This is a genomic window from Vibrio neonatus (assembly GCF_024346975.1).
Taxonomy (GTDB): Bacteria; Pseudomonadota; Gammaproteobacteria; order Enterobacterales; family Vibrionaceae; genus Vibrio; species Vibrio neonatus.
Genome location: NZ_AP024885.1, coordinates 2545416 through 2566745, shown reverse-complemented (window position 1 = coordinate 2566745; position 21330 = coordinate 2545416). Strand labels below are relative to the sequence as shown.

The window sequence follows — 21330 nt, the reverse complement described above, 5'->3', positions numbered from 1 at the left end:
GCTCTTGTTTGTTATTCGTGTCAAGAAGTAACATATAATTTATTTGTAGTGTTTAGTAAATCTGTAGGATCTTCAGTATGTTGTTAAACAGGTTTTTATTTATGCTCTTGTTATTTGGATTTTCAGGGAACGGACAAGCTGATGACTCAATAGAAAATTATATCAATAGACAAATGGATAACTTCGTTGGAGTTTCTCTACTCCAAGCAAGTGAAAAGGTTTTTGGAAGTGCACCTCCTGAATTTAATCAATATATAAAAGGTCTAGAGGATACTTTTGGCAGGTATGAAGAACACAGCATTTTATTGATTAAAAAGATCTCTAATCGCTCAAACTACATATACGTTGAGATGAACTTAGAGAAAGGCGCTGCGTATTTAAAGCTACTAGTTTATAAGGAGAAGAATGCACAATGGAGGATTAACTTAGCAACAGTAGATAAAGTTCCTGAAAATGTAATTAATGATCTTGATTTGTTGAATTGTAAATGATTTTTCTATTACTACTAAAGGTTATTTTGACGATATGAAACTTACTGTAATTTATGTATCAGCTAATAAATTGGTGTTAATTAGCATATTGTTAGTTTTAACAATATGCTTTATTGCTTCTCAGTTATATGAATTAATTGTTACTGGTGAAACCTTGGATCGAAGTAAATATAAGGCTTGGGGAATGCCATATATAGCTTCTTTTATTCAATATATAGTCTTTATTATCATGAGTTGTTATTTCTTGTTTTATGGTTATAAATGTAAGTGATAATGCTTCTATTTTTTGTCTTACACAGATGAAATTTATTAATATGGGTATGTGAATGAAGTCATAAGTGTATAGGTTTATAATCGACTGGTTATTGAAAGGGTATAGTGTTTTATTCTTCGCTTTGTAGATACTATTTTTAATAAGAAAAAGTAAATATTACTTCGTTAGGTTAAATATAGGATTAATATGTCATTAAGAGTAATTACATTATTGTTCATCATAAATTTTTCGCCTTTCACCCTCGCTTCTGATTCTGTAAAAGAATTAGTGAATGATAAAGTGAGTTATTACTTCACTCATTCAGCTGAAAAGACAGCTAAGTATTGGTCTCCATTCAGCGATGCACCTGCACCTGTTATTGATGCTCTGAAACGCTATGAATCACGATACGGAAAGCCAACCTCTTACGATACGATAGCAATAGAGGAGGTAACCCCTAGAATTTCTATTGCCTTTGTAGCGGTTAATTATGAGAAAGGAGCAACCTTTCTTCGGCTACAACTATATTTAGATAACAATAATAAGTGGTCTTTGATGTTTGTCAGTCTAAACCCTGAACCGTTTGGATTAATTCCAAACGTGATTACTTTTAGTAAGAGATTTAGTCACTAGGGGTCAGGTCTTGAAATTTGCACGCAAGTTCCCTTGCGTGCAAATTTCAAGACCTGACCCCGCTTTAGCAATTACTCAATATTCTGAATCTGCTCACGCATCTGCTCAATCAACACCTTGAGTTCAACACCAGAAGCGGTGATATCTGTGCTAATCGATTTAGATGCTAGCGTGTTCGACTCACGGTTGAATTCTTGCATCATGAAGTCTAGACGGCGGCCTACTGCACCACCTTTTTTCATAATGCTGGTGGTTTCTTTTACGTGAGAGTCTAGGCGGTCTAGTTCTTCTGCAACGTCAGATTTTTGTGCTAGAACGATAAGTTCTTGCTCAACGCGAGATGAGTCTAGTTCGATAGAGGCTTCTTCAAATTTGTTTAGTAGACGGTCACGTTGCCATTGTAGGATTTCTGGCATGCGAGCGCGCACTTTAACCACTTCGTCGGTGATGGCGGTTAAGCGTTGGTCGATTAACGCTTTCATGTTTTCGCCTTCACTTGCGCGAGCGTCAAGGAAGTCAGCGATGGCACCTTCAAAGCCCGCTAACAAATCTTTGTTTACGCTGTCCATGTCTTGCTCTGGTGTTTCCATCACGCCTTGCCATTGCATAACTTGGAATGGGTTGATGCGGTTGTCTTCACCGGTCATTTCCATTACTTGTTTAGCGGCATTGATGACTTGTTGTGCTAGGTCTTCATTGATGCTTAGCTCACCTTTAGCGCTTGGGTTTGCTTCGAAGCGTAGGTGACATTCCACCTTACCGCGAGCTAAACGCTTACGAAAGCGGTCGCGAAGGATAGGCTCAAGGCCACGGAACTGCTCAGGTAAACGGAAATAGGTTTCTAAATAACGTTGGTTCACAGAACGGATTTCCCATACTGCGTTACCCCAATCGCCTTTCACTTCTTTACGCGCGTAAGCGGTCATGCTGTAGATCATTGAATTACCTTTATTCATCACATCGGTGTGCGTCTATATTGCGGGCAATCTTAGCACAAAACCTAGCGACTCCCTAAAGTCGCATCCTGTTTCATGATGCTATATAATCTCGATCAATTTCATACCCAATAATTTAGGTGACTTTCAATGCGTCCAAACGATCGTGCAGTAGATCAGGTTCGTCCTATTAAAATGACTCGCAACTACACCGCTTATGCAGAAGGTTCTGTATTGGTGGAGTTTGGCAATACCAAGGTATTGTGTAATGCCTCTGTTGAAGAGAATGTACCTCGTTGGTTGAAAGGCAAAGGTAAAGGTTGGGTAACTGCGGAATACGGCATGTTACCTCGCGCAACTCACACTCGTAACCGTCGTGAAGCAGCCAGTGGCAAGCAAGGCGGCCGCACTATGGAAATCCAACGTCTGATTGCTCGCAGCCTACGTGCTGTGGTTGATCTAGAAGCGATGGGCGAAATCATGGTCACAGTAGATTGTGATGTAATCCAAGCTGACGGCGGTACACGTACTGCATCAATTTCTGGTGCTAGCGTGGCTATGGCAGATGCGTTCCAAAAATTGGTTGCAGCAGGCAAGCTAAAAGCGAACCCTATGAAAGGCCATGTATCAGCGGTATCTGTGGGTATTGTTGAAGGTGAGGGTCGTTGTGACCTTGAGTATGTTGAAGATTCAGCAGCTGACACTGACATGAACGTCGTTATGACCGAAGAAGGTAAAATGATTGAAGTTCAAGGCACAGCCGAAGGCGAACCGTTCTCGCATGAAGAATTGATGGAATTATTGGCTCTGGCTCAAAAGGGCATTGCAGATATCATCGAAGTGCAAAAAGCGGCACTGGCAGAATAGTTTTTGAAATAGCTCCTAGCGGGGCTATTTTTTTATCTCCATTTGGAGATGTGTTCATTAATACCAATCACACTAAGTAAGTGATCATTTTAACAAGCTATAATGACCAGTTATTTAGTACGATTGGTAGAAGTATAGAAATATTTAGACCCTAATAAGAGAGAAAAGAATGAAAGCATACCAGCGTGAATTTATTGAGTTTGCACTTGAGAAACAAGTTCTTAAGTTTGGAGAGTTTACTCTAAAATCGGGTCGCACTAGCCCATATTTCTTTAACGCTGGCCTGTTTAACACTGGCCGTGATTTGGCGCGTTTAGGCCGTTTTTACGCCGCTGCATTAGCTGATTCTGGCATTGACTACGATGTGCTATTTGGCCCTGCGTACAAAGGCATCCCAATTGCTACTACCACTGCGGTAGCACTAGCGGATCATCACGATACAGATAAGCCATATTGCTTTAACCGTAAAGAAGCTAAAGATCACGGCGAAGGTGGCAACCTTGTCGGTAGCCCACTAGAAGGTCGCATTATGCTGGTGGACGATGTGATCACCGCAGGTACTGCTATCCGTGAATCTATGGAAATCATCCAAGCCAACGGCGCTGATCTGGCTGGTGTATTAGTTGCCATTGATCGTCAAGAAAAAGGCAAAGGCGAGCTTTCAGCTATCCAAGAAGTTGAGCGTGATTTTAACTGTTCAATCATCTCTATCGTTAGCCTAACTGACCTTATTACCTTCCTAGAAGAGAAGGGTGATAATGCTGAGCAACTTGAATCAGTAAAAGCTTACCGTGCTCAATACGGTGTATAAGTCTTTGCTTAAAAGCGCACAGTAATAAAGCAATAAGATATAATGAAAAACGCCACAATCGTGGCGTTTTTTCGTTTTAGTAACCCTTATTAAAATCAACCATAGCCAGCAAAGGTTTACCTTCGAGCCAACGCTGATAATTGTCTTTAAACAGCCCCATTACCTGGGATGGAAAACTGTGCGCCGCGTTGTGCGGAGTCACGGTAACTTTTGGGTTTTGCCAATAAGGGCATTGCTGAGAAATAGGTTCGTTTACAAACACATCTAAAAAGGCATGTTCTAGATGGCCTTCCTCTAAAGCGCTGAGTAACCCTTGCGCGTCAATGACATCTCCACGGCCAACGTTAAATAGCAAAGCTTGTTTGCAGTGGCTTAAACTCTCTTTGTTGAGCACTTGTTTGGTTTGCGCTGTTTTTGGCAATACTGATACCACGATATCCGCCAAGCTCAAGGCGTGATGCAATTCTGCAATTGGCAGTATTTGATCAAACTGTCCCTCGCTTGGTGTTCTCCCGCTAGAGTTCACCCCAATAGTGGTTAAGCCAAAGGCTTTGGCGGCTACTGAAAGATGCGTACCGATAGAGCCTGTACCTAATATCACCAATGTTTTCTCGTTTAAGCACACATAAGGGTGAGGTTGCCACAACTGCTGTTTTTGTTGTTGTTGGTAAATATCAAAGTGGCGAAAATGGGCGATAGAGTAACCCAGTACGTATTCACTAATCGGTTGGCCGAATATGCCTTTCACGTTAGTTAACAGGTAGTCGTCACGTGGCGGTTGCTGAGTGAGGGGGTCGACACCGGCGTAGATGGATTGCACCCATTCTAGCTTGGGACACTGGTCAATGACCTTAGCCGCCATAGGTGGGGAGGCCAATAGAATGCTGGCTAATGAAAGATCTTCGGTGATTTCCAATTGTGGTAAATCAGCATTTTTGAGTAATTCTAGATACTCAGACTTGTTCTTAGACAAGACATAAAGGTATTGAGTAGCAGTTTTCATCGAAAGCCAGTCCCTGTTTCTTTGTTATTTGGGTGTTATCAAGTACACTTTTGCTGTTTTCCCACAATTGTGAGTCGTTATGTTACAGAATCCTCTTCAGGTTCGTATTGAGAAACTAGAACCTTGGCAACAAATCACTTTTATGGTCAGTTTGTGTGAACGTATGTACCCAAACTATGCCATGTTTTGTCAAACAACGGAATTTGCCGAGGCACGAATCTACCGAGATATTCTCGATAGCATTTGGGAATTGCTTACCGTAAAGAGTGCCAAAGTAAACTTTGAGCGCCAATTAGAGAAGCTTGAAGAACTGGTCCCTAACGCGGATGAGTTTGAGTTTTACGGTGTTTATCCTGCTATCGATGCTTGTATGGGGCTTGCTGAGCTCATTCATGCGCTATTAGATCGTGACTTGCTACCCGAAGCGGTACAAAACATCAGTCAGCAGTCTGTGATGACAGTGGCCGATCTTGAAGTGGCGCAAGGCAGTGACGAAATTACTAACGACAATCAAAAACAAAATGAAGCCGTTTGTGAAGAGTGGGATGTGCAGTGGGCCATTGCGCGTCCATTGCGTGAATGCACGGAACGCAATATTGAATTGATCAAAGATTTACGCGCTGAACTGCGTGATGATGGCATCAGTAATATCGGTGTACAGCTTTAAGCTGACTGTTCAAAAGTATCCAACAAAAACGGGAGCCTAATCAGGCTCCCGTTTTTATTATTGGGTTTATTATTTATCGGTCGAATCAGAGTGTGCTGAGTTGGGCTGCTCTTTGTTTTGATCTGGATTTGGTTCTTCGTCATCATTGTTGATGATCACGCCATGTTTTTTGGTCCATTGCTCCCAGCGGTCGTGAGCCGCTTGCTGCATGTCGCGGTTTTTATCGGCCTCATCGACAATTTCTTGTCCCAATAAAAACTCAAAGATATCTTCCAAGGTCACAATACCTTGCACTGTGCCGTACTCATCAACCACTAGCGCAATGTGCAGCCTTTGCGCCAACATATTGGCGAAGACTTTAGGTAAGGTGCTGTTATTCAAAAACACATGAATAGGGCGCATTACATTACCCAAAAGTTCAGTGCCTTTATTTTGCTGTTGTAGTTTGAATAACTCTAAGCGATGCACAAAGCCACAAATGTTGTCCTTTTGCTCCACATACACCAAAGGTCGGGAAAATGGCGTTTCTTGGTGCTTGTCTAAAAACTCATTAATAGAAAGAGCGGCATTAACACGAAACACTACCGGTCTTGGGGTCATGGCTTTGGTCACGGACACATTTGGCAGGTTAAGTAAGTTGTTTAGAATGCGAGTTTCGTCTTCACCAAACTCATCCGACTCTTCTGCCAAAATTGCCATTGCGGACATTTCTTCACGTAGCTTAGGTTCAACATTGCCACGCGACAGACGTTTTGTGATTTGCTCAGAAAACCAGACGAAGGGTCTTAGACCCCAAACCATCCAATTTAAAATATTTGCCGAGATAGGGGCTAGTTGACGCCAGTAAGTTGCGCCTATGGTTTTTGGCACAATCTCAGAGAGCACTAAAATACCCAAAGTCAGTACCGCTGAAAAAACACCAAGCCATTCACTGCCAAACACGATGGAGGCTTGAGCACCTGCACTCGCCGCACCTATGGTGTGCGCAATTGTATTTAGGGTAAGAATAGAAGCAAGTGGGCGATCGATATCGGATTTTAGTTTGGTTAATCGGTTCGCGGCCGGGTGACCTTGTTGTCTCAATTGCGCAATGTAGCTTGGCGAAATACTCAGCAGAACAGCCTCTAACACTGAGCAGATGAATGAAACGCCAATGGCGATAGAAACATAAATTGTAAGAAGTAACATAGAACCTTAAGTGATTATTTATTAAACAAGTTGATTATGCGGTGGTTCGCTATTATCAACAATGGATAGTTTGTAAGTAGGTGCTAAGTGTTGAAAATACAAGCATCGAGCCAAATGATGGTGGTGAATTTGTGAGTTGAATTGCAGAATGAGTCAAAAAGTGTTCGCTTGAACCTAAAGATCGCCTGCAACCCTTTGCCAGATGGAGCCTTTATGATTTAGAGTGGCTTTGTTCTCAAACATTTTAGAAGGGAAACCCTAATGAACAAGACCCAATTAATCGATGCAATTGCAGAAAAAGCAGATTTGTCAAAAGCTCAAGCAAAAGCAGCTCTTGAAGCGACTTTAGAAGGCGTAACTGGTGCTCTTAAAGAAGGCGACCAAGTTCAACTAATTGGTTTTGGTACATTTAAAGTATCTCATCGTAACGCACGCACTGGTCGTAACCCTAAGACTGGTGAAGAGATTCAAATTGCAGCGGCAAATGTTCCTGCATTTACAGCAGGGAAAGCACTGAAAGATTCAGTTAATTAATGTAAAATACGCCGAGTGTCATCGCTCGGCGTATTTTTTATGAAACACCTCATTACTTCTGCTTTAGCTATTTTAACCCTAGCGGGTTGCTCTTCTGCTACAACTCCATTGCGTCAAGCAAGTTCACTTACTGAATATTCAGGCGGTTATGCTGACGATTCAAAAACAGCTCTGTACTGGTTAACTCAACGCGTCAATTCTCCAGAGACCAGCTCAGATAGTGTGACTTTCAAAGATAAGACTTGGTACAAAAGTCATTATGTTTGGGGCGATAATAATCTCCAAGAAATTATCCGCACCGGTGAAAGACTCACCAGCACAGACAAACTTGTTCCTTATCAAATGACATTGCGCTTTAGTGGCAATGGCGAGGCGGTATATCAGCGCTTACGTCTTAATGGCAAAGTCATCCCGATGGATAAAACCCAAATCGATGAAGTGAAACAACAAGCCAACGATTTGGTCAGCACCAGCAAGGTGCAACAAAAACAAGGGGTCGAGTTGATTCAAGGTTACTGGGAGCGCGGAGTCTTTATGACTTGTGAAGGCCGTGCATTCAATAATATTGAACTGAAAGAAAAATTACCTACGGTAGTGATTGATCGCTTAAAAGATGAAGAAAACTTTGCCGCCTTTGTCGGTGAGTATCAGAGCAAAAAAATCGTAGTCGATAAATTGCTGATATTGAAACACGGCAATGTAGATTGTATTGAGAAGCCTAACTTAGAAAGTTAGCCGTCAGCGTCGCGAATTTTCGAGTACGCTTGATTGCAAAGCATCATTTATTAAAAAAGCCACTTCAATGAAGTGGCTTTTGTCGTTTTAGCGTAGCGAGACTATTTTTGCTGTTCGCGAGCAATCGCGCGGTAGCCAATATCGTTGCGATGGAACATGCCATCCCAAGACACTTGTTTAGTCAGCTCGTAAGCGCGCTGTTGAGCTTCAGAAACGCTGTTACCTAGCGCTGTAGCACAAAGTACGCGTCCGCCGTTAGTCACTACATCGCCAGCTTCGTTGTTTGCCGTACCTGCATGGAAGATCTTTTGACCTTCAACTTCAGTGCTAGGTAGAGAAATCACATCGCCTTTCGCGTAGTCAGCAGGGTATCCGCCAGCGGCAAGAACCACACCGATAGACGCGCGAGGGTCCCATTTAGATTCGGCTTCATCCAGTTTCTCGTCAATTGCCATTAGGCAAAGTTCAACAAGATCCGATTCCATACGCATCATGATAGGTTGAGTTTCTGGGTCACCAAAGCGGCAGTTGTACTCGATTACTTTAGGTGTACCGTCAGCATCAATCATTAGACCTGCGTATAGGAAACCTGTATAAGGAGCGCCTTCTGCATCCATACCGCGCACGGTAGGGTAGATGACTTCTTCAAGAATGCGGTTGTGGATTTCTGGAGTGACTACTGGCGCTGGAGAGTAAGCACCCATACCGCCAGTGTTAGGACCTGTGTCCTTGTCACCCACACGTTTGTGGTCTTGGCTAGTAGCCATAGGCAGTACGCTAGAGCCATCTACCATAACGATGAAGCTTGCTTCTTCGCCTTCTAGGAACTCTTCGATAACAACGCGGCTACCGGCATCACCAAAGGCATTACCTGCTAGCATGTCTTTGATTGCGTCTTCAGCTTCGGTAAGAGTCATCGCTACGATAACACCTTTACCTGCTGCAAGGCCGTCAGCTTTCACTACGATTGGTGCGCCTTGCTCACGTACGTAAGCTAGTGCTGGTTCAATTTCAGTGAAGTTAGCGTAAGAACCCGTAGGGATCTTATGGCGAGCTAGGAAATCTTTAGTGAATGCTTTTGAACCTTCAAGCTGAGCTGCCGCTTGAGTTGGGCCAAAGATAGGAAGACCGGCTTCGCGGAAGGCATCAACCACACCGATAACCAATGGTGCTTCTGGGCCAACGATAGTTAGCTCGATACTTTTTTCTTTGGCAAAAGCCACTAAAGCTGCGATATCTTCAACGCCAATGTTTACGTTTTCAAGTTTTGGTTCTAGCGCTGTACCAGCATTACCTGGTGCAACAAAAACTGTTTCAACATTTGGGTTTTGCGCGGCTTTCCAGCCTAGAGCGTGCTCACGACCGCCAGCACCGATGATTAATACGTTCATGTTTAATCCTCAACTTTTAAATTCTTAAAAGCCTCTCAAATCTGAGAGGCTAATTTTAATTACATTGCTAATCGTCTAGAAAACTCAGAACAATTAGTGACGGAAGTGACGCATACCAGTGAAGATCATCGCCATGCCGTGTTCGTCAGCAGCATCGATAACTTCTTGGTCACGCATAGAGCCACCCGGTTGGATAACACATTTAATGCCTGCTTCTGCCGCCGCGTCGATACCGTCGCGGAATGGGAAGAATGCATCCGATGCCATTACGCAACCTTCAACTTGTAGACCTTCGTCTGCGGCTTTAATGCCTGCAATTTTCGCAGAGTAAACGCGGCTCATTTGGCCTGCGCCGACACCGATAGTCATGTCACCTTTCGAGTAAACAATCGCGTTAGATTTCACGTATTTTGCTACTTTCCAGCAGAACAGTGCATCTTTTAGTTCTTCAGCCGCTGGCTGGCGTTTTGATACTACTTTAAGGTCAGCTTCAGACACCATGCCTTGGTCGCGGTCTTGCACCAACAAACCACCGTTAACGCGTTTCACGTCAAAGCCAGTTGTCTTAGTTGTCCACTCACCACACTCTAGAAGGCGTAGGTTTTTCTTCGCCGCTACGATGGCTACTGCTTCAGCAGAAACAGAAGGTGCAATGATTACTTCAACAAATTGACGCTCAGTGATTGCGGTTGCAGTCGCGGCATCAAGTTCGCGGTTGAAGGCGATGATGCCACCAAATGCGGATGTTGGGTCTGTTTTGAATGCACGGTCATAAGCTTCTAGGATGTTTTCGCCTAGTGCTACACCACAAGGGTTAGCGTGCTTAACAATTACACATGCAGGTTGGTCGAACTCTTTCACACACTCAAGCGCAGCATCTGTATCTGCAATGTTGTTGTAAGAAAGGGCTTTACCTTGAATTTGACGCGCTGTAGAAACAGAGGCTTCTTCAGGGTTTGCTTCAACATAGAATGCGGCTGCTTGGTGGCTGTTCTCACCGTAGCGCATGTCTTGTTTTTTCTCGAACTGTTGGTTGAACGTACGAGGGAATTTAGACTCTTGGTCACCTTCTTTGTTCTCACCGTAAGATGGAACCATAGTGCCGAAGTAGTTTGCGATCATGCCGTCGTAAGAAGCCGTGTGCTCAAAGGCTGCGATAGCTAGGTCGAAACGAGTTTCTAGAGTAAGAGACTTGTCGTTTGCGTCCATTTCAGTAATCACGCGCTCGTAATCGTGAGCGTTTACTACGATAGTCACGTCTTTGTGGTTTTTAGCCGCAGAACGAACCATTGTTGGACCACCGATATCGATGTTCTCAACAGCGTCAGCCAGAGTACAACCTTCTTTTGCTACTGTTTCAGCAAATGGGTATAGGTTAACAACAACCATATCGATAGGGTTGATACCATGTTTTTCCATGATGTCATCATCTTGGCCACGACGACCTAGTACACCACCGTGTACTTTAGGGTGAAGGGTCTTAACACGACCGTCCATCATTTCTGGGAAGCCAGTATAGTCAGACACTTCAGTCACAGCTAGGCCTTGCTCAGCAAGCAGGCGAGCGGTGCCACCAGTTGAAAGAAGTTCAACATTGCGTTTAGCTAGGGCTTTAGCAAATTCTACGATGCCAGTTTTATCAGATACGCTGATAAGAGCGCGGCGAATTGGGCGAGCGTTACTCATGCTTCCATATTCCTCAAGTACTTAAATGTATCCGCTATCGACAGAGTAAAAAGAAGCTCTGAATCATAATTTTGATTACAGGGTGCATCTTCATAAGCACTGCTGATTTTGGAATCAAGTTGGATGAAAAGATGTTTGTTAAAGTCGAGTCTGGATGAAGACTGTTAAACCACTTTGACAAAAACCTTTCGCGAGTAAAAATTCATCAATTTGAATGGCGCGTATTTTATCGAATAATTTACTAAAAAGCTCGCGCAATCGTTTGGCATTTGCATTTTATTGTCAAAAAACTGTCTCTTTGCCGTTATTGGTGCTCAGAGTGAAGAAAAAATAAATTAAACATTATTGCAAATTATGATGCACTCTTTTCTTGACCTTGGAGTTACATCTAAGGTTTATACTTATAGAGTTAATCGGAAATTTGGTGAGTATAGGGATGTATAAAATAGGCGAACTGGCAAAGTTATTTGATATCAAGCCAGACACATTACGCTTTTATGAAAAGCACGGCATTTTAAAGCCGAGCTCGCGCAATGCCAGTGGCTATCGAGTCTATACCGAGTTGGATGCCAATAGACTGGGCTTTATCATACGCGCTAAGAAAATTGGTTTCACCTTAACCGAAATAGCCGATTTGCTCTCTATTCAAATTGATCGTGATAGCTACAGTTGCCATGAAGCAAAAGACATAGTGGATCTCAAACTGGCTAACGTAGAAGAGAAGATTAAAGAGCTGCAAGTCTTTCAAAGCTCACTAAGTAAGTTGAGCGCATCTTGTTGTGGTGGCGACGAGCCAGCCACTCACTGTTGTATCTTAGAGGCGCTAGACAGCGCTGATTGTGATGTAAATGAGGAAGCGAAGTGAGTTTATTAAATAACTTTATTGATTTGTTTATCGAGTCCGGCTTTTGGATGCTATTGGGCTTATTGGTGGCAGGTCTGTTAAAAGAGTGGGTTCCTACTGATTTGCTGGCTAAGCATTTAGGGGGCAAGGGGGCGAAGACGACAATTAAAGCGGCGTTTATTGGCGCACCTTTACCGCTTTGTTCGTGTGGCGTGATTCCTGCCGCTCTTGGCTTACGTCGTAGCGGTGCATCGAAAAGCGCAACCACTTCATTTTTAGTGGCGACTCCTGAAACGGGCATTGATTCTGTGTCGGTTTCTTACGCTTTATTGGGGCCATTTATGGCAATCATTCGCCCTATCGCCGCCATTTGCAGTGCGATTGTGGCGGGGCTATTGGTAGGTAAAGAAGATCAGCATGCTGATAAAGTAAAACCAACCTTGAGTGCAAGCTATTTAAAGCCTGTGGCAAATAAAGGTGCGGGCTTTGCGGTGAATGCGATAAAGCCAAAAGCTGCGAAAGTATCGACCTCTAGCACATCATCATGTTGTTCTGCTAAATCTGAACAAGCAAAACCTGAGCCTGCAGTATCGTCTTGTTGCTCTACAACGCAAACATCGTGTTGCTCTTCTAAACCTAAGCCAGTAGAGCCTAAACCCGCCACATCATCTTGTTGTTCGACACAGCAAAGCGCTTGCTGTTCTAAGTCGCCAGCGTCTTCATCGGCATTGGGTAAATTGAAATCAGGAATGAGCTTTGCGGCCACCGACTTAGTTAAAGACATCAGCACTTGGCTATTAATCGGTTTGTTTTTTGCGGCATTAATTGAAACTTATATAGAAACTGATTTTCTAGCACAGTGGGGCGGCACCATTTGGAGCATGCTGTTGATGGTGGTTATTAGTGTGCCTATGTATATTTGCGCCACAGCATCCACACCTATTGCCGCAGGTCTACTGATGTCAGGTATCAGTCCTGGCGCGGTACTGGTGTTTATGTTGGCAGGGCCTGCAACCAATATTGCGACATTAGGTGTGGTCGGAAAAGAGCTAGGTAAGCGTTCTTTATTTGCCTACGTGGTCGGCGTCGTGGGAACTGCGATAGTGTTTGGTTTGGCTACGGACTATCTGGTTTCAGCATATGGATTTTCTGTGCAACCGCTAAGTGCTGGTGAACATGAAGTGCTACCGCATTGGTTAAGCATTTCATCAGCGGTGGTGTTAGCGCTATTGATGTTGCGTCATTACTTAAACAAAGCTAAAAGTACGTTGTTGAATCGCTCTCTAGCACATTAATTTATTTATCCTCGTCAATAAGGTCTGCACATACATGCAGACCTTTTTTATGCTTGGTGATTTATGCTGGCAGTCGTATCAAGATTGATTAAGATACTGACTCAAATAATGAGGATGAATTTTGCAAGCACATAAGTACACCTTATACGGTATTGCCGCCATTTTGTTGTGGAGCTGTGTTATTGGCATTGCCCGTAAGGTGGCAGAGTTGCTAGGGCCTATTGGCGGCGCGGCCAGTATCTACACTGTGGCGACGCTAGTGTTGATTTGCGTAGTAGGAAGCCCACAGCTAAAAACCTTATCAAAACGGTATGTGCTGGTGGCGGGTGGTTTATTTACCGCGTATGAAGTGTGCTTGTCTTTAGCGATAGGGATGGCAAATAGCCGACAACAAGCGCTAGATATGGCCGTAATTAATTACTTATGGCCTGCATTAACGGTTTTGATTGCAGTAATAAGCAGCAGTAAGAAAACCAACTCTTGGGTGTACCCTAGTGTGGCGCTGGCATTTATTGGCGTGGCATGGGCGATAACGGGTGATCAATCTTTATCGGTTTCGCAACTGGCGCAGAATGTACAAAGCAATCCTGCCACTTATGCGATGGCTTTGATTGGCGCTTTCTTATGGGCTATTTATTGCAACATTACGAAACGACTGTCGCAGGGTAAAAACGCGATTACCTTATTTTTTGCTATGACGGCAAGTGTGTTATGGATTCGCTATGCACTTTCTAGTGAGCCAGCATTGTCGTTTAATCTTGAATCGACCTTTTACTTATTGCTCGCTGCGGTCATCATGGCTAGCGGTTACGGTTTGTGGAACAGCGGCATAATGCAGGGCAACATGTTGTTGCTTGCCACTTTGTCGTACTTTACCCCGATTTTCTCGACCTTGTTTTCCTCGATCATTCTCGGGGTCGCGTTATCGGCGAGCTTTTGGCAAGGGGTAGTGATGGTGGTTATTGGCTCTTTGATTTGTTGGCGAGTGACCCAATAAATTTTATTGAATCAAGCGACTTAATTTATCCATATCTAAGTGCTCTTCTAAAATATCCGCTAAGCGTTCTAGTTGCTGTTCTCGAATGAGGTTAATGTCTAGGGTTTGGGCTTGTTTTAACCCGGCCCATTTCAGCAGTAATTGACAGGCTTGTGGCGAATCAAATATGCCGTGTACATAGGTGGCTAAAATGCGCTGATCAGCGGTGAGCATTCCATCTGTGATTCCAGACTCAAAGCTAATCGGAGCAAGCTTTGTGAGTAAGTTTGAGTTGTCTCGTTGTATGGTTTCACCACAGTGGATTTCATAGCCTTGGAAAGGCACCTTATCAGCACCAATTTGTAATTCGCCCTGAACTTGGGATAATGTTTTATCGGCTTTTAGCTGAGTGTAGGCGGGCAATAATCCTAAACCTTGTGAACAGCCCGCGATATCTTCGATACCGTCGGGATCATCAATTTCTTGTCCTAGCATTTGATAACCACCACAAATCCCCATGACTTTGCCGCCGTAGCGTAAATGACGGTTGATGGCTTCATCCCAGCCTTGCTCTTTCATAAAGGCTAAATCGGCACGGACATTTTTACTGCCCGGAACAATAATCAGATCGGTGCCTTGAATCGCTTGTTCGATATCATCGTTTAAAGTGATATAGCGGAAGTTGACTTGAGGATGTAAGCGTAACGGATCAAAGTCGGTGTGATTGCTGATGCGAGGGAAGACCAACACAAGCACGTTAAGTGTGTTGCTATTGTGGAGATCTGTTTGATTAATTTCGTCATCAATCAAGGCATCTTCGGCATCTAGATGCAAATCGTGTAAATAGGGCAACACGCCTAATACTGGTTTTTGAGTATACTCTTCAAGCCAATCAAGGCCTGATTGCAATAAGCTAATATCACCTCTGAATCGATTGATTACGAAGCCTTTTACTCGGGCTTGTTCAGATTCACTCAATAGCGCAATGGTGCCTACAAGGTGGGCAAATACGCCGCCTTTATCAATGTCGGCAATGATGATGACGGGGCAATCCGCTTTTTCGGCAAAGCCCATGTTGGCGATGTCGCCTTGACGTAAATTAATCTCGGCAGGGCTACCAGCACCCTCAATTAACACCATGTCATATTGCTGTTGTAGGCGTGCATAAGAATCCATGACAGCCGCCATGGCTTTGGATTTGTAATCCTCACTTTCAGGGCCGAAAAAAGATTTGGCTTCTAAAGTGGTTAGCGCCTTTCCTTGGATTATTACCTGTGAACCAGTGTCGGAACTGGGTTTGAGCAGCACCGGATTAAAGTCGGTATGCAGAGGCAAATGGCAAGCAATGGCCTGTAACGCTTGTGCGCGACCTATTTCGCCACCGTCGATGGTGACGGCGCTATTTAACGCCATGTTTTGTGGTTTAAAAGGAGCAACATTGTAGTTTAAACGAGTAAATAGACGGCACAGACCTGCCACTAAGGTACTTTTACCTGCATCTGAGGTTGTGCCTTGCACCATCAAAGAACCGCGAATCCGCGGTGTATTTTTAGCGGAATGTAATTTACTCATTAGGTTTTCTTATTGTCCTTTTAGTGTCATTGGAATGCCTGCTACAACTAAGGTGACTTCATCGGCAATCGCCGCCACCGCTTGATTTAACCAGCCCGCTTCATCGACAAATTCACGACTTAGTTCGCCCATAGGAACTATCCCTGAGCCTACTTCATTACTGATTAATATGACATTGCTTTGTAGCTTAGGTAACACTTCCAATAGACGTTGTTTTTGCTCTTGCCAGTGGCTACTTAGGCTTGGATAAGCTGAGTCATGTGAAGTGTGTACTAGAGGGGCTGACAATGGCGGTTCGACAAAATCGATTTGCTCTGCATCACGACAGAGATGCTGAGTGAGGTATAAGGTTAAGCAATCGATGAAGATGGTTTGATTGGGTTTATCAAGAGTGAGTAGGGATTCTGCTACATATAGCGGCTGTTCAATCAGTTGCCAATTTACTGGTGGGCTAGCTTGATGGGTTGTTTGGCTGGCTGTTTGATTAGCTACTTGACGGGCATGGCTACGATCAAGTTGATGCCGTTTAATTCGCTCTCGCATTTCTTGGTCAAAGGCAAGGGCAGTGGCTAAGTAAATACACTCTTGTCCCTCGGCTGAAAACTCGGCAACCCTAGCCTCACCGTAGCGGCTTTTACCGCTACGTGCACCACCGATAACTAATTGAATCATTAACTAAATCCGACGCTTAAAATGATGATGTAGCAGATAATTTCAGTTATCTGTTGTGTTGCACCGAGCGTGTCACCAGTGTAACCACCAATTTGTCGTTTGAAGAATAGGCAAAGAGCGTATCGAACACAAAATAAACTGATGACTAAAGTCAGCGCGAGCATGCCGTGAAAGCCAAATAAGGCTAAACAGCCTGTAAACAGTAGAATGTATAGATCTTTTGGTTGTTGCTCATTGGCTAAGGGTTTTACTTTACTGGCATCGGTATCTTGTACGTATTTTTCACTGAAAATCATACTAGATGCGACAACGCGACTTAATACATGGCTACAAACCAATATGCTACATACTGCCGCAGGCCCAAATACCGAAAGCTCAACCAGCAATTGCCATTTTAAAAATAGGCCTAGCATGAGTGTTAAAGCGCCATAAGTGCCAAGACGAGAGTCTTTCATGATAGAGAGTTTTTTCTCTACGCTCCAACCGCCACCTAAACCATCTGCGGTGTCAGCCAAGCCATCTTCATGAAAACACCCGGTAAGTAATGCGCTAGCGATCATGGCAAGGATAATCGCCACTGATGCCGGTAAGCTAAGTTGGGCTAAATAAAACACCAAGGCACTTACGCCACCCACTAACACACCGACCGCGCCAAAATAACGACTGGCACGGTTTAAGTGATCTTCGCCGTAGTCAACCCAATGCGGTACTGGAACTCGAGTGAAAAAACTGACGGCGACCAGTAGTAGATTTAGCTGGCGATATTTATTTGAGATTACCGACATTCGGGTTCCTTTTTCTGAACTGATTTACAGCAGCTTATATAGACATAAGCTGCACATTAACGGCGTTGAGCAATACAAGATTGCAGTATGCTCAACATAATGTAAGCCTAAAACTGACAGCAAATGCAGGGGTGCTTGCTGTCGTTTAGTCTTTTTTATGGGTGTAACTTTTAGCTGACGCTCTTTAGGTGATGTTGCTAACTCCTGCATCACCAAAGCTAGCCATATCATTATAAAAATTAGTCGCCGCTTGAATTAATGGTAACGCTAATGCGCCACCTGTGCCTTCACCCAGTCTTAAATCTAGGTGTAGCAGAGGCGTTGCCTGTAAATGCGCTAGCATTAACTTATGGCCGCTTTCATTCGATTGGTGAGCAAAAATAAGATAGTCACGAACTTCTGGGTATAACTCAACAGCAACTAATGCCGCCGAAGTAGCAATAAAGCCATCTACGACAACCAACATTTTTCTTTCTGCGGCGGCGAGGATTGCTCCAGTCATTTGTACAATTTCGAACCCGCCAACATGCGCTAAAACCTGCATAGGAGAGGTTAATTGCTGACGGTGCAACGTGAGTGCTTCATTAAGCAGTTTGGTTTTTAGCTGTAAGGTTTTATCGTCGATTCCAGTGCCGCGTCCAACACATTGGCTCACTTCTATATCTAACAGTGCCGACATTATTGCCGCAGCTGACGAGGTATTACCGATCCCCATTTCGCCTAGCGCAATTAAATTACAACCTGATTGATGATGGCGCTGAACCACCTCAGTCGCGTAGCTAAAGCCTTGTTCAACTTGGGTAAGGCTCATTGCTGGCGCAAGATGAATAGGAGCGGTACCTGCACCTAAGCGTTGTTCTGTCACCCCAGTAGGATCGGCAAGCGGCTCTAAAATACCGCAATCAATCACTTCCAGATTAAAACCTACCTGACGACTAAATACATTGATGGCCGCGCCACCCGCGACAAAGTTGTACACCATCTGCGTGGTGACAGCGCTTGGTGCGATAGACACACCATATTCAGCAATACCATGGTCGGCAGCAAAGACCAACATGGCTGGCTTGGTGATGGTGAGTCTAGCAAGGCTATCTTTACCAACGGCTTGCACTCTGGCGATTTGCACGGCAAGTGTTTCTAGTTGCCCTAGAGCGCCTAATGGTTTGGTTTTTTGATCAATGATGTGGCTAATTTGTTCGTCTAACGCGTGGTTAACCGGGTCTACAGAAAACATTGCAACTCCTATGCTATGACTCATGTATTTATAATTGAGGTTATCTGACCTGATGTTGTCATTGGTAAGTATTAACCTGAGTAAGGTCTATTCAGTAATCAGAAACTACTGATAACAGCAAACCATACTGGCAGGTTATCCTTTACTATTCAATGTGTTACTAGTTAATGCGTCACTACTCAATGAATGGCAATGCAAAGTGTAATAAATTATAAATACCCATTTATGATGCCAAGGATTATTTCGCCTATTGTCAGCTTAATGCGAGTAATTAGGATATTCATAGCTTTGGCCAATGCATGCAGAATTGATAGGCTTGCAACTGCTGTTGCACCGCCTCTAGTGATGTTGCTGTTGGGCTTTTAGTATTTGATGTTTGCTCAGGTGTAGAAAAGTAGATATCAACTTCCAGTAGTGCGGCATAAGGTAAGGTTAACTGACTAAAAAGGCCGTTATTTTGCTGAGCTTTTAATATATGCCCTAGAATGACCTTGATGACTCCGCCGTGAGTCACCATTAGCACAGACGCTGTGGCATCCTCTGAGGTTGTTGTTTGGTTGGCATGACTTTCTAACAGTTGAGATAACTCGTTTAATACTCTTAATTCGAAGTCAGCTAAAGTCTCGCCGTTGGGAGGGCTATTTTTTGTCTGCCAAGGATCACGCCAAAAGGCATCCATTTTTTCCGCCGAGTGCTGATAAAGCTCATCAAAGGTTTTGCCATCCCAGTCGCCAAAGTCCATCTCCGCAAAACCGTTAAGAGTACTCATCACTAGCTTGTTCTCTACAGCGGTTTTATTGCTCCAAAGAGCGCATCGTTGCAAAGGTGAGCTGACGATCTCAGAAGGCAATTGAGGAATAGCAGAAAACGCCTTATCCATCTGTGCTTGCCCTGCTTGAGTGAGCAACACATCCACTTGTCCCCTTAAAATGTTGCCACCTTCACATTGACCATGACGTAACATCCACAACTTTAGCTGCTTCATTGCAATCTACCTTGAGCTATTCATATTCACTTTTTTATTCTCTGTAATCTATTCAACAGGGGAAACAGCAGAAAGTCACTAACATTCCTTAAGATACGCGTACATACGTACAAGCTTTTTGACCCTTTAAGCTCAATAACTATAAAAGTGAAATAATAAGCGATCATTTGTGGTGTTTTAGGTGAGGTATTAAACAGAAAGTGGATTGTGACAGGTGTACTAGCTTTTTGTTTATATAAACCCAATAACTATATAAATGGAATGATGGTAGATCATTTTTGCAAGGTTGGAGTGGGGATATAAAAAAAGGCTCACCAAATTTGGTAAGCCTTAGGATTCTAGCGACTAAAACTAAAACTAAAACTAATGCTTAGTTCATGCCGTATTTTTTAAGTTTCTTACGAAGTGTACCACGGTTGATACCCATCATAGATGCAGCGCGAGTTTGGTTGCCGCGAGTGTATTGCATGATCATGTCTAGTAGTGGTTGTTCAACCTCAGCTAGCACTAGCTCATAAAGGTCGTCTACATCCTGACCATTTAATTGTGCAAGATAGTTTTTAACTGAAACTTTTACTGAGTCGCGAAGTGGTTTTTGCGCGATTTGGTCTTGAGCTGTTACTGTAGTAACTGTTAGTGCTTCAGAAGTCAGGTTTTGTTCGAACATATTCAATCTAGCTCTTCTCGTAATTATAATGCAACCATATCCCTATCAATGATAGGAATTGAAATACTCTTCTAATGCGTCTAATTGCGCAGGGGCAACTTCGATAGCATTGAAGACACGGCGAAACTCACGTGCTTGCTCGTGCTCTTTTAGGTACCAACCCACATGCTTTCTTGCAATGCGCGGACCTAAGAACTCACCATAAAATTGATGAAGCTCGTGAACATGACCAAGCATGATGTCTTTTACTTCCTGCATAGGAGGCTCGGGCATCGTGGTGCCGTTTTCTAAATAATGTTGGATTTCTTGAAAAATCCACGGACGACCCTGGGCGGGACGACCAATCATCAAGGCGTCTGCACCGGTAAACTCCAGTACATGCTTTGCTTTTTCGGGGCTATCTATATCGCCATTGGCAATTACAGGTATCGAAATAGCTTGCTTAACCGCTTTGATGCTCTCGTATTCGGCCTCTCCTTTGTACATACAAGTTCGCGTTCTACCATGTAGAGCGAGAGCCTGTATGCCGCAGTCTTCGGCTATTTTAGCGATTTCGACACAGTTCTTATGCTCTGTATCCCAACCGGTTCTGGTTTTTAATGTCACAGGGACATTTACCGCATCTACTACCGCTTTCAGAATTTGTTCAACAAGCTCTGGATGCTTTAGTAGCGCTGAACCCGCTAGTTTCTTGTTCACTTTTTTAGCTGGGCAACCCATGTTGATATCGATGATTTGCGCACCGCTCTCTACATTAAATTGCGCAGCTTCTGCCATTAATTGTGGATCTGATCCTGCAATCTGTACTGAGCGAATGCCCGATTCGGCTTCATGTACTCTTCGTTGCAGTGATTTTGATGTATTCCATGTCTTAGGGTTGGCGAGCATCATTTCACTGACAGCCATACCAGCACCGTATCGAAGACACAACTCTCGAAAGGGTCTGTCTGTAACGCCAGCCATAGGTGCTACAATCAAATTATTCTTAAGTTCGTATTTACCGATTTTCAAATCATGGTCACATTATTAACAGCAAGGGCGCGCATTTTACGCATTTTTTGCGCGCGTGAAAAGCCTAATATTTGAGCATTTCAAAAAATATTTGC

General features: G+C 43.7%; 22 protein-coding genes. 10 read left to right on the top strand and 12 right to left on the bottom strand.

The features are described from left to right. The first annotated feature begins 77 nt into the window (after positions 1–77). The gene (locus tag OCU38_RS11930; protein WP_261823212.1) at positions 78–491 is read left to right on the top strand and encodes a hypothetical protein; all 414 of its coding nucleotides are present in this window, start codon (positions 78–80) and stop codon (positions 489–491) included. A 460-nt stretch (positions 492–951) separates the two neighbouring features. After that, a complete protein-coding gene (locus tag OCU38_RS11925; RefSeq protein ID WP_261823211.1) occupies positions 952–1377 on the top strand; it encodes a hypothetical protein in 426 nt (141 codons plus the stop codon). A gap of 71 nt (positions 1378–1448) precedes the next feature. On the opposite strand, the gene OCU38_RS11920 is transcribed toward OCU38_RS11925, so the two are convergent. Continuing rightward, positions 1449–2315: a YicC/YloC family endoribonuclease gene (locus tag OCU38_RS11920; protein WP_261823210.1), complete on the bottom strand. Its 867-nt coding sequence runs from the start codon at positions 2313–2315 to the stop codon at positions 1449–1451. A gap of 147 nt (positions 2316–2462) precedes the next feature. Here OCU38_RS11920 and rph point away from each other — a divergent pair, with 147 nt between their 5' ends. After that, the gene (gene rph, locus OCU38_RS11915) at positions 2463–3179 is read left to right on the top strand and encodes a ribonuclease PH (protein WP_023404626.1); all 717 of its coding nucleotides are present in this window, start codon (positions 2463–2465) and stop codon (positions 3177–3179) included. A gap of 169 nt (positions 3180–3348) precedes the next feature. Next, positions 3349–3990 (top strand): orotate phosphoribosyltransferase, encoded by a 642-nt coding sequence (gene pyrE, locus OCU38_RS11910; RefSeq protein ID WP_261823209.1) that lies wholly within the window; start codon positions 3349–3351, stop codon positions 3988–3990. Positions 3991–4066: 76 nt separating this feature from the next. On the opposite strand, the gene OCU38_RS11905 is transcribed toward pyrE, so the two are convergent. Further along, a complete protein-coding gene (locus tag OCU38_RS11905; protein WP_261823208.1) occupies positions 4067–4993 on the bottom strand; it encodes a D-2-hydroxyacid dehydrogenase in 927 nt (308 codons plus the stop codon). A gap of 79 nt (positions 4994–5072) precedes the next feature. On the opposite strand from OCU38_RS11905, the gene OCU38_RS11900 reads away from it, so the two are divergent. Beyond that, entirely contained in the window at positions 5073–5660 is a 588-nt protein-coding gene (locus OCU38_RS11900; RefSeq protein ID WP_023405464.1) for a YjaG family protein, read from the top strand. A 69-nt stretch (positions 5661–5729) separates the two neighbouring features. Here the strand turns inward: OCU38_RS11900 and OCU38_RS11895 are convergent, their stop codons facing one another. Beyond that, entirely contained in the window at positions 5730–6848 is a 1119-nt protein-coding gene (locus tag OCU38_RS11895) for a CNNM domain-containing protein (protein WP_261823207.1), read from the bottom strand. Between the two features lie 261 nt (positions 6849–7109). Here OCU38_RS11895 and OCU38_RS11890 point away from each other — a divergent pair, with 261 nt between their 5' ends. Further along, positions 7110–7382 carry an HU family DNA-binding protein gene (locus OCU38_RS11890; protein WP_021714637.1) on the top strand — a complete coding sequence of 91 codons (273 nt, stop codon included), beginning with the start codon at positions 7110–7112 and terminating at the stop codon, positions 7380–7382. A 39-nt stretch (positions 7383–7421) separates the two neighbouring features. Further along, positions 7422–8117, top strand: a complete 696-nt coding sequence (locus OCU38_RS11885; RefSeq protein WP_152822284.1) for a DUF1481 domain-containing protein — start codon at positions 7422–7424, stop codon at positions 8115–8117. A gap of 101 nt (positions 8118–8218) precedes the next feature. Here the strand turns inward: OCU38_RS11885 and purD are convergent, their stop codons facing one another. Both purD and purH read right to left on the bottom strand, forming a co-directional pair. Next, on the bottom strand, positions 8219–9508 hold the full coding sequence (gene purD, locus OCU38_RS11880) for a phosphoribosylamine--glycine ligase (protein WP_021714635.1): 1290 nt from the start codon (positions 9506–9508) through the stop codon (positions 8219–8221). 93 nt (positions 9509–9601) lie between these two features. Further along, positions 9602–11194 (bottom strand): bifunctional phosphoribosylaminoimidazolecarboxamide formyltransferase/IMP cyclohydrolase, encoded by a 1593-nt coding sequence (gene purH, locus OCU38_RS11875; RefSeq protein ID WP_261823206.1) that lies wholly within the window; start codon positions 11192–11194, stop codon positions 9602–9604. 436 nt (positions 11195–11630) lie between these two features. Here purH and zntR point away from each other — a divergent pair, with 436 nt between their 5' ends. The 3 genes from zntR to yddG all read left to right on the top strand — a co-directional run bounded on the left by zntR (position 11631) and on the right by yddG (position 14330). Next, the gene (zntR, locus tag OCU38_RS11870; protein WP_261823205.1) at positions 11631–12059 is read left to right on the top strand and encodes a Zn(2+)-responsive transcriptional regulator; all 429 of its coding nucleotides are present in this window, start codon (positions 11631–11633) and stop codon (positions 12057–12059) included. Continuing rightward, the gene (locus OCU38_RS11865; protein ID WP_261823204.1) at positions 12056–13333 is read left to right on the top strand and encodes an SO_0444 family Cu/Zn efflux transporter; all 1278 of its coding nucleotides are present in this window, start codon (positions 12056–12058) and stop codon (positions 13331–13333) included. The genes zntR and OCU38_RS11865 overlap by 4 nt, the downstream gene beginning before the upstream one ends. 118 nt (positions 13334–13451) lie before the next feature. After that, positions 13452–14330, top strand: a complete 879-nt coding sequence (gene yddG / locus OCU38_RS11860) for an aromatic amino acid DMT transporter YddG (RefSeq protein WP_261824286.1) — start codon at positions 13452–13454, stop codon at positions 14328–14330. Between the two features lie 3 nt (positions 14331–14333). Here the strand turns inward: yddG and OCU38_RS11855 are convergent, their stop codons facing one another. From OCU38_RS11855 to dusB, 7 genes are all read right to left on the bottom strand, one after another. Next, positions 14334–15881, bottom strand: a complete 1548-nt coding sequence (locus OCU38_RS11855) for a cobyric acid synthase (protein ID WP_261823203.1) — start codon at positions 15879–15881, stop codon at positions 14334–14336. A gap of 9 nt (positions 15882–15890) precedes the next feature. Beyond that, complete coding sequence (locus OCU38_RS11850; RefSeq protein WP_261823202.1) at positions 15891–16553, bottom strand: bifunctional adenosylcobinamide kinase/adenosylcobinamide-phosphate guanylyltransferase; 663 nt, start codon at positions 16551–16553, stop codon at positions 15891–15893. Next, positions 16553–17338 carry an adenosylcobinamide-GDP ribazoletransferase gene (locus OCU38_RS11845; protein ID WP_023405473.1) on the bottom strand — a complete coding sequence of 262 codons (786 nt, stop codon included), beginning with the start codon at positions 17336–17338 and terminating at the stop codon, positions 16553–16555. The genes OCU38_RS11850 and OCU38_RS11845 overlap by 1 nt, the downstream gene beginning before the upstream one ends. A gap of 184 nt (positions 17339–17522) precedes the next feature. Further along, entirely contained in the window at positions 17523–18572 is a 1050-nt protein-coding gene (cobT, locus tag OCU38_RS11840) for a nicotinate-nucleotide--dimethylbenzimidazole phosphoribosyltransferase (RefSeq protein ID WP_261823201.1), read from the bottom strand. Positions 18573–18852: 280 nt separating this feature from the next. Then, a complete protein-coding gene (locus OCU38_RS11835) occupies positions 18853–19557 on the bottom strand; it encodes a histidine phosphatase family protein (RefSeq protein ID WP_261823200.1) in 705 nt (234 codons plus the stop codon). 370 nt (positions 19558–19927) lie between these two features. Beyond that, complete coding sequence (gene fis / locus OCU38_RS11830) at positions 19928–20224, bottom strand: DNA-binding transcriptional regulator Fis (protein ID WP_017027299.1); 297 nt, start codon at positions 20222–20224, stop codon at positions 19928–19930. A gap of 45 nt (positions 20225–20269) precedes the next feature. Continuing rightward, positions 20270–21235 carry a tRNA dihydrouridine synthase DusB gene (gene dusB / locus OCU38_RS11825; protein WP_152822311.1) on the bottom strand — a complete coding sequence of 322 codons (966 nt, stop codon included), beginning with the start codon at positions 21233–21235 and terminating at the stop codon, positions 20270–20272. Positions 21236–21330 lie beyond the last annotated feature (95 nt).

Excerpts from the sequence above, each read along its gene's own strand:
- zntR (WP_261823205.1), top strand. The coding sequence starts at position 11,631 with ATGTATAAAATAGGCGAACTGGCAAAGTTATTTGATATCAAGCCAGAC.
- purD (WP_021714635.1), bottom strand. The coding sequence starts at position 9,508 with ATGAACGTATTAATCATCGGTGCTGGCGGTCGTGAGCACGCTCTAGGC.
- OCU38_RS11845 (WP_023405473.1), bottom strand. The coding sequence starts at position 17,338 with ATGTCGGTAATCTCAAATAAATATCGCCAGCTAAATCTACTACTGGTC.
- OCU38_RS11835 (WP_261823200.1), bottom strand. The coding sequence starts at position 19,557 with ATGAAGCAGCTAAAGTTGTGGATGTTACGTCATGGTCAATGTGAAGGT.
- OCU38_RS11885 (WP_152822284.1), top strand. The coding sequence starts at position 7,422 with ATGAAACACCTCATTACTTCTGCTTTAGCTATTTTAACCCTAGCGGGT.
- rph (WP_023404626.1), top strand. The coding sequence starts at position 2,463 with ATGCGTCCAAACGATCGTGCAGTAGATCAGGTTCGTCCTATTAAAATG.
- OCU38_RS11925 (WP_261823211.1), top strand. The coding sequence starts at position 952 with ATGTCATTAAGAGTAATTACATTATTGTTCATCATAAATTTTTCGCCT.
- OCU38_RS11920 (WP_261823210.1), bottom strand. The coding sequence starts at position 2,315 with ATGATCTACAGCATGACCGCTTACGCGCGTAAAGAAGTGAAAGGCGAT.
- OCU38_RS11895 (WP_261823207.1), bottom strand. The coding sequence starts at position 6,848 with ATGTTACTTCTTACAATTTATGTTTCTATCGCCATTGGCGTTTCATTC.
- purH (WP_261823206.1), bottom strand. The coding sequence starts at position 11,194 with ATGAGTAACGCTCGCCCAATTCGCCGCGCTCTTATCAGCGTATCTGAT.
- fis (WP_017027299.1), bottom strand. The coding sequence starts at position 20,224 with ATGTTCGAACAAAACCTGACTTCTGAAGCACTAACAGTTACTACAGTA.
- OCU38_RS11850 (WP_261823202.1), bottom strand. The coding sequence starts at position 16,553 with ATGATTCAATTAGTTATCGGTGGTGCACGTAGCGGTAAAAGCCGCTAC.
- OCU38_RS11855 (WP_261823203.1), bottom strand. The coding sequence starts at position 15,881 with ATGAGTAAATTACATTCCGCTAAAAATACACCGCGGATTCGCGGTTCT.
- OCU38_RS11930 (WP_261823212.1), top strand. The coding sequence starts at position 78 with ATGTTGTTAAACAGGTTTTTATTTATGCTCTTGTTATTTGGATTTTCA.
- pyrE (WP_261823209.1), top strand. The coding sequence starts at position 3,349 with ATGAAAGCATACCAGCGTGAATTTATTGAGTTTGCACTTGAGAAACAA.
- cobT (WP_261823201.1), bottom strand. The coding sequence starts at position 18,572 with ATGTTTTCTGTAGACCCGGTTAACCACGCGTTAGACGAACAAATTAGC.
- OCU38_RS11900 (WP_023405464.1), top strand. The coding sequence starts at position 5,073 with ATGTTACAGAATCCTCTTCAGGTTCGTATTGAGAAACTAGAACCTTGG.
- OCU38_RS11890 (WP_021714637.1), top strand. The coding sequence starts at position 7,110 with ATGAACAAGACCCAATTAATCGATGCAATTGCAGAAAAAGCAGATTTG.
- OCU38_RS11905 (WP_261823208.1), bottom strand. The coding sequence starts at position 4,993 with ATGAAAACTGCTACTCAATACCTTTATGTCTTGTCTAAGAACAAGTCT.